This is a genomic window from Vreelandella sp. ssv (assembly GCF_059448525.1).
This window is the reverse complement of sequence record NZ_CM182545.1, coordinates 3,567,093-3,579,293: the sequence shown is the minus strand read 5'-3', so window position 1 is coordinate 3,579,293 and position 12,201 is coordinate 3,567,093. Positions and strand designations below refer to the sequence as shown.

10 protein-coding genes are annotated in these 12,201 nt (G+C 58.7%); 9 read left to right on the top strand and 1 reads right to left on the bottom strand.

Annotated elements, in window-relative coordinates:
- Positions 1-11: 11 nt before the first annotated feature.
- Together araH and AC5TBW_RS16300 are read left to right on the top strand one after the other, a co-directional pair.
- A complete protein-coding gene (gene araH / locus AC5TBW_RS16305; protein WP_133733729.1) occupies positions 12-1,028 on the top strand; it encodes an L-arabinose ABC transporter permease AraH in 1,017 nt (338 codons plus the stop codon).
- Between the two features lie 62 nt (positions 1,029-1,090).
- Positions 1,091-2,836 (top strand): IlvD/Edd family dehydratase, encoded by a 1,746-nt coding sequence (locus tag AC5TBW_RS16300; protein ID WP_495509561.1) that lies wholly within the window; start codon positions 1,091-1,093, stop codon positions 2,834-2,836.
- 42 nt (positions 2,837-2,878) lie between these two features.
- Here AC5TBW_RS16300 and AC5TBW_RS16295 read toward each other — a convergent pair whose 3' ends face one another.
- A complete protein-coding gene (locus AC5TBW_RS16295) occupies positions 2,879-4,105 on the bottom strand; it encodes an ROK family protein (protein ID WP_495509560.1) in 1,227 nt (408 codons plus the stop codon).
- A 130-nt stretch (positions 4,106-4,235) separates the two neighbouring features.
- On the opposite strand from AC5TBW_RS16295, the gene AC5TBW_RS16290 reads away from it, so the two are divergent.
- The 7 genes from AC5TBW_RS16290 (at position 4,236) to AC5TBW_RS16260 (ending at position 12,154) form a co-directional block, all read left to right on the top strand.
- A complete protein-coding gene (locus tag AC5TBW_RS16290; protein ID WP_495509559.1) occupies positions 4,236-5,747 on the top strand; it encodes a sugar ABC transporter ATP-binding protein in 1,512 nt (503 codons plus the stop codon).
- On the top strand, positions 5,728-6,765 hold the full coding sequence (locus AC5TBW_RS16285; RefSeq protein WP_495509558.1) for an ABC transporter permease: 1,038 nt from the start codon (positions 5,728-5,730) through the stop codon (positions 6,763-6,765). The genes AC5TBW_RS16290 and AC5TBW_RS16285 overlap by 20 nt, the downstream gene beginning before the upstream one ends.
- A gap of 114 nt (positions 6,766-6,879) precedes the next feature.
- On the top strand, positions 6,880-7,845 hold the full coding sequence (locus AC5TBW_RS16280; RefSeq protein WP_495509557.1) for an ABC transporter substrate-binding protein: 966 nt from the start codon (positions 6,880-6,882) through the stop codon (positions 7,843-7,845).
- 74 nt (positions 7,846-7,919) lie between these two features.
- Positions 7,920-8,975, top strand: a complete 1,056-nt coding sequence (locus AC5TBW_RS16275) for a sugar phosphate isomerase/epimerase family protein (RefSeq protein WP_495509556.1) — start codon at positions 7,920-7,922, stop codon at positions 8,973-8,975.
- A gap of 27 nt (positions 8,976-9,002) precedes the next feature.
- Positions 9,003-10,166 carry a Gfo/Idh/MocA family protein gene (locus tag AC5TBW_RS16270; protein WP_495509555.1) on the top strand — a complete coding sequence of 388 codons (1,164 nt, stop codon included), beginning with the start codon at positions 9,003-9,005 and terminating at the stop codon, positions 10,164-10,166.
- Between the two features lie 15 nt (positions 10,167-10,181).
- A complete protein-coding gene (locus AC5TBW_RS16265) occupies positions 10,182-10,952 on the top strand; it encodes an SDR family NAD(P)-dependent oxidoreductase (protein WP_495509554.1) in 771 nt (256 codons plus the stop codon).
- A gap of 77 nt (positions 10,953-11,029) precedes the next feature.
- A complete protein-coding gene (locus AC5TBW_RS16260; protein ID WP_495509553.1) occupies positions 11,030-12,154 on the top strand; it encodes a heparan-alpha-glucosaminide N-acetyltransferase domain-containing protein in 1,125 nt (374 codons plus the stop codon).
- Positions 12,155-12,201 lie beyond the last annotated feature (47 nt).

Below are 12,201 nucleotides of genomic sequence, written 5' to 3'. Positions count from 1 at the left end.
GGACGACAATCATGACAACGAACGATGTAACCCAAAGCGATGGCCATAAAGCGCCCGCTCGCCCGGCGGGGCGCCAAGGGCTTATCAAGCCGCTACGTACACTGCTCGATACCTCGGGCATGATTGCGATTTTTTTGTTGTTGTTTATCGCACTAGCGGTGCTCATCCCCGACTTCCTAACCGGCCGCAATATGGTCGGGTTGCTGCTGTCGGTGACCTTGATCGGCAGTTTAGCCGCCACCATGATGTTGGTATTGGCACTGGGTGAGGTGGATCTTTCGGTGGCCTCCACGGTGGCCTTTGCGGGGGTGGTCGCAGCAACGGTGACCACCAGCACCGGTAGCGTGTTTATTGGCGTGATAGGGGGCATTGTCGCGGGGGGCGCGGTAGGTGCCTTTAACGGCCTGGTCATTGCCAAGTTCGGCATTAACTCGCTGATCGCAACGCTGGCGGCAATGGAGTTTGTGCGCGGGTTGGCTTACATCACCTCTGGTGGTGACGCCGTGATGATTACCGTGCCGGGCTTCTTTGATCTGGGTAGCGCCTCCTTTCTCGGTCTAACCCTGCCGGTATGGACGATGCTGGCCTGCTTTGTGATCTTTGGCGTAATACTCAATATGACCGCGTTCGGGCGCAATGTGCTGGCAACTGGCGGTAACTCCGAGGCCGCTGCGCTGGCGGGGGTCAACGTCCGCCGCCTCAAGATTATTGTCTTCGGTCTTCAGGGGGTGGTGGCTGGCATCGTAGGGGTGCTGCTGGCCTCGCGCATGGGTCTGGGGGACCCCAATACCTCCATGGGGCTGGAGTTGGCAGTAATCTCCGCCTGTGTACTGGGCGGGGTCGCGCTGTCGGGCGGTGTCGCGACCATCACCGGCGTGGTGGTCGGGGTGCTGATCATGGGTTGTGTGCAGAATGCCATGGGCCTGCTCAACGTGCCGACGTTTTACCAGTACCTAGTACGCGGTGGAATTCTACTGCTGGCCGTGATGTTTGACCGCTGGAAGCACACTCGCCGTCAGCGGGCCTGACGCTTAAGCCGTTCACCTTTATTCGTTAGTTACTTTTTCCAGGTTAGTACGGAGACTTTGTTATGTCTGATCGTCAGCGCCCATTACGCTCGGCCGAGTGGTTCGGCACCGCCGATAAAAACGGCTTTATGTACCGCAGTTGGATGAAAAACCAGGGCATCCCTGACCACGAGTTTCAGGGCAAGCCGATTATCGGTATCTGTAATACTTGGTCGGAGCTGACGCCCTGCAATGCGCACTTTCGTAAGTTAGCGGAGCACGTGAAGAAAGGCGTGTTGGAGGCGGGCGGTTACCCGGTGGAGTTCCCGGTGTTTTCCAACGGCGAATCCAACCTGCGCCCCACGGCGATGTTCACCCGTAACCTGGCCAGCATGGACGTGGAAGAGGCGATTCGCGGCAATCCCATCGACGCGGTGGTGCTGCTGGTCGGCTGCGACAAAACCACCCCGGCGCTGCTGATGGGCGCGGCAAGCTGCGATATTCCCACTATCGTGGTGACCGGCGGGCCGATGCTCAACGGCAAGCACAAGGGCAAAGATATCGGCTCCGGCACCGTGGTCTGGAAGCTCTCCGAACAGGTCAAGGCCGGGGAAATATCGCTGCACGACTTTATGGCCGCCGAGGCGGGCATGTCCCGCTCCGCGGGCACCTGCAACACCATGGGCACCGCCTCCACCATGGCCTGCATGGCCGAATCGCTGGGTACCTCGCTGCCCCACAACGCAGCGATTCCCGCGGTGGACTCCCGCCGCTACGTGCTGGCCCATTTATCGGGTAACCGGATTGTCGAGATGGTCAACGAAGACCTGCGGCTGTCCAAAATCCTCACCAAGGAAGCCTTCGACAACGCCATCCGCACCAACGCCGCGATTGGCGGCTCCACCAACGCGGTGATTCACCTCAAGGCGATTGCCGGGCGCATCGGCGTCGACCTGACCCTGGACGACTGGAGCCGGGTGGGTCGCGGCACCCCCACGGTGGTCGACCTGCAGCCCTCCGGGCGCTTTTTGATGGAAGAGTTTTACTATGCGGGCGGTCTGCCGGCGGTGCTGCGGCGCCTGGGCGAAGCCGACCGGCTGCCCTTCAAGGACGCGCTCACCGTCAACGGCAAAACACTTTGGGAGAACGTTCAGGACGCCCCGCTGTATAACGACGACGTGATTCGCCCGCTGGACAACCCCCTCACCGCGGACGGTGGTATCTGCGTGGTGCGCGGCAACCTGGCGCCCAACGGTGCGGTGCTCAAGCCCTCGGCGGCGACCGCCGAGCTGATGCAGCATCGCGGTCGCGCAGTGGTCTTTGAAGACTTCGACGACTATAAAGCACGCATCAACGACCCGGATTTGGACGTGGAAGCCAACGACATCCTGGTCATGAAGCACTGCGGCCCCCGCGGTTATCACGGCATGGCCGAGGTAGGCAACATGGGACTACCGCCCAAGATCCTCGCCCAGGGCATTACCGACATGGTGCGTATTTCCGATGCGCGCATGAGCGGCACCGCCTACGGCACCGTGGTGCTGCACGTCGCCCCCGAAGCCGCCGCCGGTGGCCCGCTGGCCGCGGTACGCAACGGCGACTGGATCGAGCTCGATTGCGCCAGCGGCCGACTGCACCTGGAGATCAGCGATGAAGAGCTGGCCTCGCGCTTGGCCGAAAGCGACCCCACCGCCGCCTCGACGCTGATCGCCAGTCAGGGCGGCTACCGTCAGCTGTATATCGAGCATGTGCTCCAGGCCGACGAAGGTTGCGACTTCGACTTCCTGGTCGGCTGCCGCGGGTCTGATGTGCCGCGTCACTCGCATTAATCGCTTCCCCGGCGCTAACGGATCGCAACCCGCCCAATCTGGCTAAGCTTCACGGGAGGTCTCGCTATCTAACAGCGTTTCGCCATCGGTGGCCTGCAGCGCCATGGCTATACCGCCCATGCAGGTCATATCGCGATCCCAGGCGCAGCTTTCGATGCGGGTGGTGCCCATTAGTTCGGCCACCAGGGCATCATTAATGGCGCTGTGCATGGAGGCCTGCATGGCGTCAAAACCGCGCACGCCGGAACCGGTTATCAGGACTAGATCGGGGTTGAACAGCGCCAGCACATTGGCAATGCCGAAACCCAACGCCCGACCGGCTTCGACATAGATGCGCTGTGCAGTCGGTTCGCCTTGTAATGCCAGTTGGGTGAGCGCCTGCATCTGCTGCTCTGAAGGGTGGGCGCTGTCGCCAGAAGGGAGTTCTAAATGATCGGCGGCGGCGCGATAGAGCGCGTAGTCGCTGGCGTAGGCTTCAATGCAGCCCCGTCGACCGCAGGCACAAAGTGCGCCATCTGGCTGGTATTTGCTATGCCCAAACTCGGCCGCCGACCCATTGGCGCCAAGATAAGGCACGCCGTTAATCAACACCGACATGCCAATGCCGTAGCCCAGCATAATGACCACTAAATTGGGGCAGTCTGCGTAGGCGGACTGTGCCGCCAAAACGCTGGCGATACAGTTGGCATCATTCTCCAGCAGCACGGTGCAGTGAAAACGCTCCGCTAATCGCGCCGAGATCGGTGCGTTTCGGAAGCTTAACGCGGGGGACCAGATAATCGTACCGCTTTGCGACGAGACTACCCCCTGCACCGCCAAACAGATCCCCGCCAGGCGTTGAAAACCTTTCAGATTTTTAGTGCAAACAGCGCTGATCTTGTCTTCCAGCAGTGCTGTCAGGTCGTCGGCGCTCAACGTCAAGGTGGGCACCGTGTGGAGCTCGCTGTGGCGAACCTGGCCCGCAAAATCCCCGACCACTAGTTGGATCTCATTGATCGATAGCTTGATGCACACCACGCAGGCGGCATTAGGCTCGAGTGCAATCAAGGTTTTCGGTCGACCACGCCCGTTTGAACGGGGTGTTTCGGGCGGGCGCTCACTGATCAGCCCTTGCTGGAGCAGCTCGGCGCTAATCGAGGTGACGGTAGCAGAGCTAATGCCATTGAGTTTGCCCAGATCGGTGCGTGCCACCGGCCCTTGATCTCGCAGGGTGCGGATCACCGCCAGAGTGTTGCCGATGCGGCTAGTATCAGTCGATGAAAGAGCCATAGGGTCGTGCGACCTAAGTTGCATATGCAAGTATTTATTTTAGCACCTAAAGTAAATCAAGCATCAACCTAAAGCAATCGATGTGGATAAGCCTCCAACACAATAACAACAGACATCATCAGGTGGCCCCATGCTGTTATCAGCGCGAAAACTCTGCCGCTCGTTTGGCGAAAACCAAGTGTTATTCGACATTGATCTCGACCTGCAGGCGGGCGAAGTGCACGCCCTGCTGGGTGAGAACGGTGCCGGTAAATCGACCCTGGTAAAAATTCTGGCCGGATACCTTCGCCCCACCTCGGGCGAGGTGAGAGTGGACGGCAGCCAAAGGCACTATCGATCCAGCGGTGAAGCGGAGGCCGACGGCGTGGTGATGATTCACCAGGAGCTGGCGTTGGCGGAACAGCTCAGCGTAGAGGAGAACATCTTCTTGGGCCGCGAGCTGCGCCGGGGGCTGTTTCTGGATCGGCGGGCCATGCGGGAACAAAGCCGGGCGGCGCTGGAGGAGCTTGAAACCCATGTCGATCCACGCGCCCGAGTGAAAGACTTAAGCACTTCCGATCAGCAGATGGTGGAAATCGCCAAGGCGATCACCCGCGACGTGCGCGTGCTGATTATGGACGAACCCACCGCGACCTTGACGGAAAATGAAGTAAAAGTGCTGTTCGCACTCATTGACCGCCTGCGGAAGAGGGGTGTGGCGATTCTGTATATCTCCCACAAACTGCGTGAAATCGAGCAGATCGCCGACCGCGTGACGGTGCTGCGTGACGGCCATTTGGTGGATAGCGGCCCCATGGCCGGGCGCAGCAAAGAGGAGTTGGCACGGCTGATGGTGGGGCGCGAGATCACTGAAATGTACCCACCGCGTACGCATCTACCCTCCGATGCGCCGGTGGTACTGGAAGCGCGGGGTATGGTGGTGCCCGGTGCCGTTAAACAGGCCAGTTTTACTCTGCGCCGGGGGGAAGTGTTGGGGTTTGGCGGCATCGTGGGCGCTGGCCGAACCGCGCTGATTGAAGCCGTGCTGGGGCTGCGCGGTAAAAACGCCGGTCAGGTGCTACGCAATGGCCAGCCGGTGGTGTTGCGCCACCTGCGCGATGCGGTGCACCAGCGAATTGCTTATCTCACCGAGGATCGCAAGGGCAAAGGCTTGGTGCTCAATATGGATCTGCGCTCCAACGTTACGCTGCTCAATTTGCGCGCTCACTGCCATCCATTAATCGACCGCCGCCGCGAAGAGCAGGCCTTTCAGCAAGCTATCCAGCGTTTTGATATCCGCCTGCGAACGGCAGTGCGCACCGCTGCCGAACTCTCCGGCGGTAATCAGCAAAAGCTGCTACTCGCCAAGGTGATGTCCATTGACCCTGAAATCGTGATTATCAACGAACCGACCCGGGGCATCGATGTAGGTACCAAGCACCAGATCTATCACTTTATCCATGAATTAACCGAGGCGGGCTGCTCGGTGATATTGATCTCATCAGAAATGGGCGAGCTGATCGGCCTTTCTCACCGAGTAGCGGTCATGTGCGCCGGGGTGCTCACCGGGGTGCTGGAAGGCGACCACATTAACGAACACGAAATCATGCAGTACGCATCCGGTATTAAGGGAGTAGATGTCGATGAGCAGCGTCATGGCTAATAACAAAACGACTGACAAGGCCGCTAACAAAATGATCAAGCAGAAAGGCTTCGCCATAGACCTGAAAACCTGGGGGCCCTTTGTTGCACTGGTGGTTCTTGCGGTACTGGGCGTGCTGATTAATCCGGCTTTTTTGGGCCTGGATAACCTTTCTAACATGCTCACCCGCAGTGCCTTTATCGGCATTATTGCCATCGGCGCCACCTTCGTGATTACCGCCGGCGGGTTGGATCTTTCGGTCGGGGCGATGGCGGCCTTTATTGCCGGGGTGATGATTATTTTGATGAACAGCCTCGTCGAGCAGTTTGGCGCGGGGCTGACCACCGTGCTGTTCGGCGTGGGCGCCTCGCTGCTGCTGGGGCTGTGCGCTGGCTTTATCAACGGCATGGTGACCACCAAAGGCAAAATTGAGGCGTTTATCGTTACTTTGGGCACAATGGGGATTTACCGCTCACTGGTGACGTACCTCGCCGATGGCGGCACCCTCACCCTGGACTGGGCAGTGCGCGATATCTACCGCCCGGTGTATTACGGCAGCTTTCTGGGCATCACTATCCCGGTCTGGGTGTTTCTGGCGGTCGCGATTATTGGCTACATCCTGCTCAACTTTACACGCTTCGGGCGCTACTGCTTTGCCATCGGCTCCAATGAAAAAGTCGCCGAATACAGCGCAATCCACGTCGACCGCATCAAAACCATGACCTACATGCTACAGGGCGTGTGCGTGGCCTTGGCGACGATTATCTATGTGCCCCGGCTGGGCTCTGCATCGGGTGCTACCGGTGTTCTCTGGGAGTTAGAGGCGATTGCCGCAGTGATCATCGGCGGCACCATGTTGAAGGGTGGGCATGGGCGCATCTGGGGCACGGTAGTGGGCGCCATCATGCTTACCATGATTGGCAATATTCTCAACTTGACCGATGCCATTTCCAATTATCTCAACGGGACGGTGCAGGGGATCATCATCATTGTGGCGGTCTATCTGCAGCGTGCATCGTGGAGAAAAACAGCGCCTTAAAGCACTGAAACGAATGTAAAAACCAGAAAAACGTTCGCAACATCAACCCTTAGCAGCTCGCAACGCAGCAAGTAAAAACAGCAAAACAATTACAAACACGAAAGGAGCATCACTATGCGAACCCTCAAAACAGCAGTGAAGACCTGCGTCACTACTGCCGCTCTCACTTCAGCAATAGCGCTCTCCGGTGCCGCCGTTGCACAGGAAATCACCATCGGTGTCTCCATTCCCGCCGCCACCCATGGTTGGACGGGGGGCGTTAACTACCACGCCGAAGAGGCCAAAAAGCGTCTTGAGGCGCTCTATCCCGATATCGAGATCACCATCTCTACCGCGGGCACGGCGGGAGAGCAGGCCAATGATCTCGAAGACTTGGTATCGCTGCGCAACATCGACGCGCTGGTGGTGCTGCCATTTGAATCTGGGCCGCTGACCGATCCGGTGCGCCGGGTTAAAGCGTCCGGGGTGTTCGTCACCGTGGTGGATCGAGGGCTGACGGAAGAGGGGATCCAGGATCTCTATGTGGCGGGTAACAACCATGAGTTAGGCCGTGTTTCCGGCGAGTACATCCGCGAGCGCCTTGATGATCAGGGCGACATTGTGGTGCTGCGCGGTATTCCCACGGTGATCGACGATGAGCGGGTTCAAGGCTTCCAAGAGGCGATCGAGGGCTCCGAGGTCAATATCCTCGATATGCAGCACGCCAACTGGAACCGCGATGATGGCTTTGAAGTCATGCAGGACTACCTGTCCCGCTTCGACAATATCGACGCCGTCTGGGCCCAGGATGACGATATCGCGCTAGGGGTCATCGAAGCAGTGCGCCAGGCGGATCGTGAAGACGAGCTGTTTATCGTCGGTGGTGCGGGCATGAAGGACATCATCAAGCGGGTGATGGACGGCGATGAACTGGTGCCGGTGGACGTGCTCTATCCGCCTGCCATGATTGCCACCGCCATGGATCTGACCGTGCAGCACTTTGTCTCCAATGGCCCGGTATTGGGCGAGTACATTCTGGGCTCACCGCTGATCACCGAGGAGAACGCCGAGCAGTACTACTTCCCTAACTCGCCGTTCTGATCTGACCAAAAGGCGCGGGTGACGTCGCCCGCGCTCCTCTACTCACGTCATTTAGATTTCACTGAGAGAGTCCTATGAAAACCATCAAAGGGCCAGCGCTCTTTCTCGCCCAGTTCGCCGGTGACGAAGCCCCCTTTAATAACCTCGACAGCATTGCCGCCTGGGCGGCGGGTCTGGGTTATCAGGGCGTGCAGATTCCCAGTTGGGATGCGCGCCTGTTCGATCTCAAACGTGCTGCCGAGAGTCGCACCTACTGCGACGAGATCAAAGGCACCCTGGCCGAACACGGTCTGGCGCTCACCGAACTCTCCACTCATCTTCAGGGCCAGTTAGTCGCCGTGCATCCCGCTTATGATGAGATGTTCGACGGCTTCGCGGTACCCGAAGTGCGTGGTAATCCCAAGGCGCGCCAGGAGTGGGCCGTCGAGCAGCTCAAGCTGGCCGCCAAAGCATCGCAAAATCTCGGCCTTACCGACCATGGCACCTTTTCCGGTTCGCTGGCGTGGCCGTTCATCTACCCCTGGCCCCAGCGTCCGGCGGGCTTGGTCGAAACCGCTTTTGACGAGCTGGCTAAACGCTGGCGGCCGATTCTGGACACCTTTGACGAGGCGGGCGTGAACCTCTGCTACGAGATTCATCCCGGCGAAGACCTGCACGACGGCATCACCTTTGAGATGTTCCTCGAACGGGTCGGCAACCACCCGCGCTGCCATATCCTTTACGACCCTAGCCACCTGATCCTGCAGCAGCTCGACTACCGCGGCTTTCTGGACGTGTATCGCGACCACATTCAGATGTTTCACGTTAAGGACGCCGAGTTTAACCCCAGCCCCAAGCAGGGCGTTTACTCCGGCTATCAGTCGTGGACGGAGCGCGCGGGTCGCTTCCGCTCCCTGGGCGATGGTCAAATCGACTTCAAATCGATCTTCTCCTGGATGGCGGCCAACGACTACCACGGCTGGGCGGTGCTGGAGTGGGAGTGCTGCCTGAAGCACCCAGAAGTCGGCGCTCGTGAAGGCGCAACTTTTATTCGCGACCACATTATTGAGGTCACCGAGCGGGCGTTTGACGACTTTGCCAGCGGCGGGTCAGACGACGCAGCCAATCGGCGCATTTTAGGCCTTCATTAATGTAATCAAAGGGGAGGGCAATACGACATGAGCAATCAACACGACACGCCGCGTCGGCTGCGCCTGGGCATGGTCGGCGGTGGCCAAGGAGCGTTTATCGGCGGGGTGCACCGCATCGCCGCAAGATTGGATGACCACTACGAACTGGTTGCCGGGGCTTTCGCCTCTGACCCCGAGCGCAGCCGGGCCGCCGCCGCGGAACTGCATGTTGACGCCGAACGCGCCTACCCCGACTACCAGACCATGGCCGAAGCGGAGCGCAAACGCTCGGATGGCATCGACGTGGTCGCCATTGTGACCCCCAATCATGTGCACTTCGATGTGGCGCGCACCTTTCTTGACGCGGGCTTTCACGTCATCTGCGACAAGCCAATGACAATCACTCTGGAAGAGGCGCAAACCCTCGCCGAGCTGGTGGAACGGACGGGTCTATTCTTTGGCTTAACCCATAACTACTCCGGCTACTCGCTGGTTCGCCAGGCGCGCGAGATGGTGGCCAACGGTGAGCTGGGTGATCTTCGCGTCGTCCAGGTGGAGTATCCGCAGGATTGGCTATCCACCCGCCTGGAAGAGAGCGGCGTCAAGCAAGCCGAGTGGCGTACCGATCCCAAACGCAGCGGTCCGGCAGGTTGTTTGGGCGATATCGGCACTCACGCGTATCACCTGGCGCGTTATGTCACTGGGCTGCAGCTGGAATCTCTCGCCGCCGATATGCACACCTTTGTCGAAGGGCGAGCGTTGGATGACAACGTACATATGCTGCTGCGCTTCAAGGGCGGTGCGCGGGGCATGCTGTGGTCGAGCCAGGTGGCGCCGGGTAACGAAAATGGTCTCCAGCTACGTGTTTATGGCAGCAAGGGCGGCCTAGCCTGGCGCCAGGAAACGCCCAATCAGCTAGTGCATTCTCCACTTGGAGAGCCACCGCGGATCTTGACCCGTAACGGCCCTGGACTGGGCGAAGCCGCCATGGCGGCTTCGCGCATCCCACCCGGGCACCCGGAAGGCTATCTCGAAGCCTTTGCCCAGCTCTACCGCGATTTCGCCGTGCAAATTCATGCTCATCAGCGGGGGGAGCGTGCTGAGTCGCTGGCGTTGCAAACGCCAGGCGTGGCCGACGGTGTCGATGGCTTAACGTTTATTACCCGCGCACTGGCCTCGTCCGCCGCCGGTGGTCAGTGGGTGAATATATAAAAAGTGAGAGTCGCTATGAACGAACCCTCAGCGCGGTATCCGAGCCTTGAACAGCGCGTGGTATTTATTACCGGCGGCGGCAGCGGTATTGGCGCCTCGCTGACCCGGGCGTTTCATCAGCAGGGCGCGCAGGTGGTGTTTGTCGATATCAATGACGCCGCCAGCGCGGCTCTGGTCGCGGAACTTAGCGCCGAGACTGGCAAAGCGCCGCGTTACCACCACTGTGATATCCGCGATGTGGCAAGCCTACAGAAAGTGATAACTGAGACCGGTCAAAACGTTGGGCCTATCCATACTCTGGTGAACAATGCCGCCAGCGATGACCGCCACGCATGGCGAGATGTGGATACTGCCTATTGGGATGAGCGTATGTCACTCAATCTGCGTCCCATGTTCTTTGCCGCTCAGGCGGCGGCTGAACAGATGATCCAGGCAGGCGGCGGCTCGATCATTAATTTTGGGTCGGTCAGTGTGCAGATGGCGTTAGGCGGCTTGCCCCTTTACGTTACCGCCAAGGCGGCCGTTCATGGGCTAACGCGCAGCCTGGCCCGAGATTTAGGAGGACACAATATTCGCGTCAATACGCTGGTGCCTGGTGCAGTGATGACTGAACGGCAGCTCGAAAAGTGGATTAGCCCTGAGGACGAAGCCACTATTCAAGATCGTCAGTGTCTAAAAATACGCCTTGAGCCCCAACATATCGCCCCCGCCGTGCTGTTTTTAGCCAGCACCGAAAGCCAGGCCATTACCGGCCAGGAGCTGACGGTGGACGCTGGCTGGGCTTAGAGAAGGCCTTCTCGCTATGGTGTAACGCCTCGTTTTGCGTAATGATTTGATCCTTGTCCCCCCACAAGGATGTCTCAATGCCGCTGAATTGGACGCTTTTAAAATGGAAAGACAAGCCCCAACTGCCCAAAGCTGAAGGCCGAATAGAAGCGATTGATTTAGCGCGTGGTATAGCCATCGGCTTGATGATTATCAGCCATTCAGTCAGCGGGCTGGTCGGGATGCGCAATGTGCCTGATTGGGGCATGGTGCCGATCCATTTTCTGACCAAATTTTCTTCTTCGCTGTTTATTCTGGTCTTTGGCATTGCGCTGGCGGTGGCGTTTCTTTCCCACACTCAAAGCGATGACTGGCCTAAGCGTCGGTTAAAGCTATGGCTACGCGCCGTAGAAGTATGGTTTTGGTATAAGGCGCTGCTGGTCATTGAAATGCTGCCCTTTTACCCGCCCAACGAAATCGTCGATGCGCTTCTCTATGGCCGTTTTGCGATTTGGGTCGAAATCTTAGGCTTCTACGCCATCGCGCTGCTTTGGGTGCCGCTGATATTACCACTATGGGCGCGGGCGCCGCTCTGGAGTCGACTTGCCACCATTGGCGCATTAATCGCGCTGACTATTTGGCTGCAAAGCCTTACGTTTGGCGGCAACGATATTCTGAAGGCGCTGCTGGTCGATCATGAAGACCACTACACCTGGGGGCAAATTAGCCGTGCGCCGATGATTCTCGTCGGGCTGCTTATCGGCGAAGCGCTGCTGCGCTGCTACTTCGACTCCGCCAAACGGCGCCGCTTAGTGCTCACTCTGTTAAGCCTGGGTGCGCTGATGGTGGCGGGGTTTTATGCATTGGCATTTGCCAGCGGCGATGTATCTGCGGCGATGCTAGCGGTGGCCAATAATGTCGGCAAACACCCGCCAGGGCTTGAGTTCATGCTGTTTAGCTTAGGCGGTGCGCTGGTACTGTTAGCCCTCGCGTTAGCCGGGGGCGCCAAAGCCGCCAAGGCACTTTTGCCGCTAACGATGGTCGGTTCAGATGCCCTTAAAGCGTTTATTTTCCATATTGTGATGATCTTTTTAGTGCTGCGCTTTTTGTGGGAAGGCGAGGGGATGTACACCTATCCACAGGCACTGGGCGTAGGTGGCCTGTTGATACTTGGCGCCGCAGCGTGGATTTGGGTGACCCGCTGGATGGCGAACCATCGTTAAAAACGATCAATAACTGTTGGAGTGACGAATTGCGACACTGGATACAA

Coding starts and splice junctions, on each gene's coding strand:
- AC5TBW_RS16270 (WP_495509555.1), top strand. CDS start 9,003: ATGAGCAATCAACACGACACGCCGCGTCGGCTGCGCCTGGGCATGGTC.
- araH (WP_133733729.1), top strand. CDS start 12: ATGACAACGAACGATGTAACCCAAAGCGATGGCCATAAAGCGCCCGCT.
- AC5TBW_RS16295 (WP_495509560.1), bottom strand. CDS start 4,105: ATGGCTCTTTCATCGACTGATACTAGCCGCATCGGCAACACTCTGGCG.
- AC5TBW_RS16275 (WP_495509556.1), top strand. CDS start 7,920: ATGAAAACCATCAAAGGGCCAGCGCTCTTTCTCGCCCAGTTCGCCGGT.
- AC5TBW_RS16285 (WP_495509558.1), top strand. CDS start 5,728: ATGAGCAGCGTCATGGCTAATAACAAAACGACTGACAAGGCCGCTAAC.
- AC5TBW_RS16280 (WP_495509557.1), top strand. CDS start 6,880: ATGCGAACCCTCAAAACAGCAGTGAAGACCTGCGTCACTACTGCCGCT.
- AC5TBW_RS16290 (WP_495509559.1), top strand. CDS start 4,236: ATGCTGTTATCAGCGCGAAAACTCTGCCGCTCGTTTGGCGAAAACCAA.
- AC5TBW_RS16300 (WP_495509561.1), top strand. CDS start 1,091: ATGTCTGATCGTCAGCGCCCATTACGCTCGGCCGAGTGGTTCGGCACC.
- AC5TBW_RS16265 (WP_495509554.1), top strand. CDS start 10,182: ATGAACGAACCCTCAGCGCGGTATCCGAGCCTTGAACAGCGCGTGGTA.
- AC5TBW_RS16260 (WP_495509553.1), top strand. CDS start 11,030: ATGCCGCTGAATTGGACGCTTTTAAAATGGAAAGACAAGCCCCAACTG.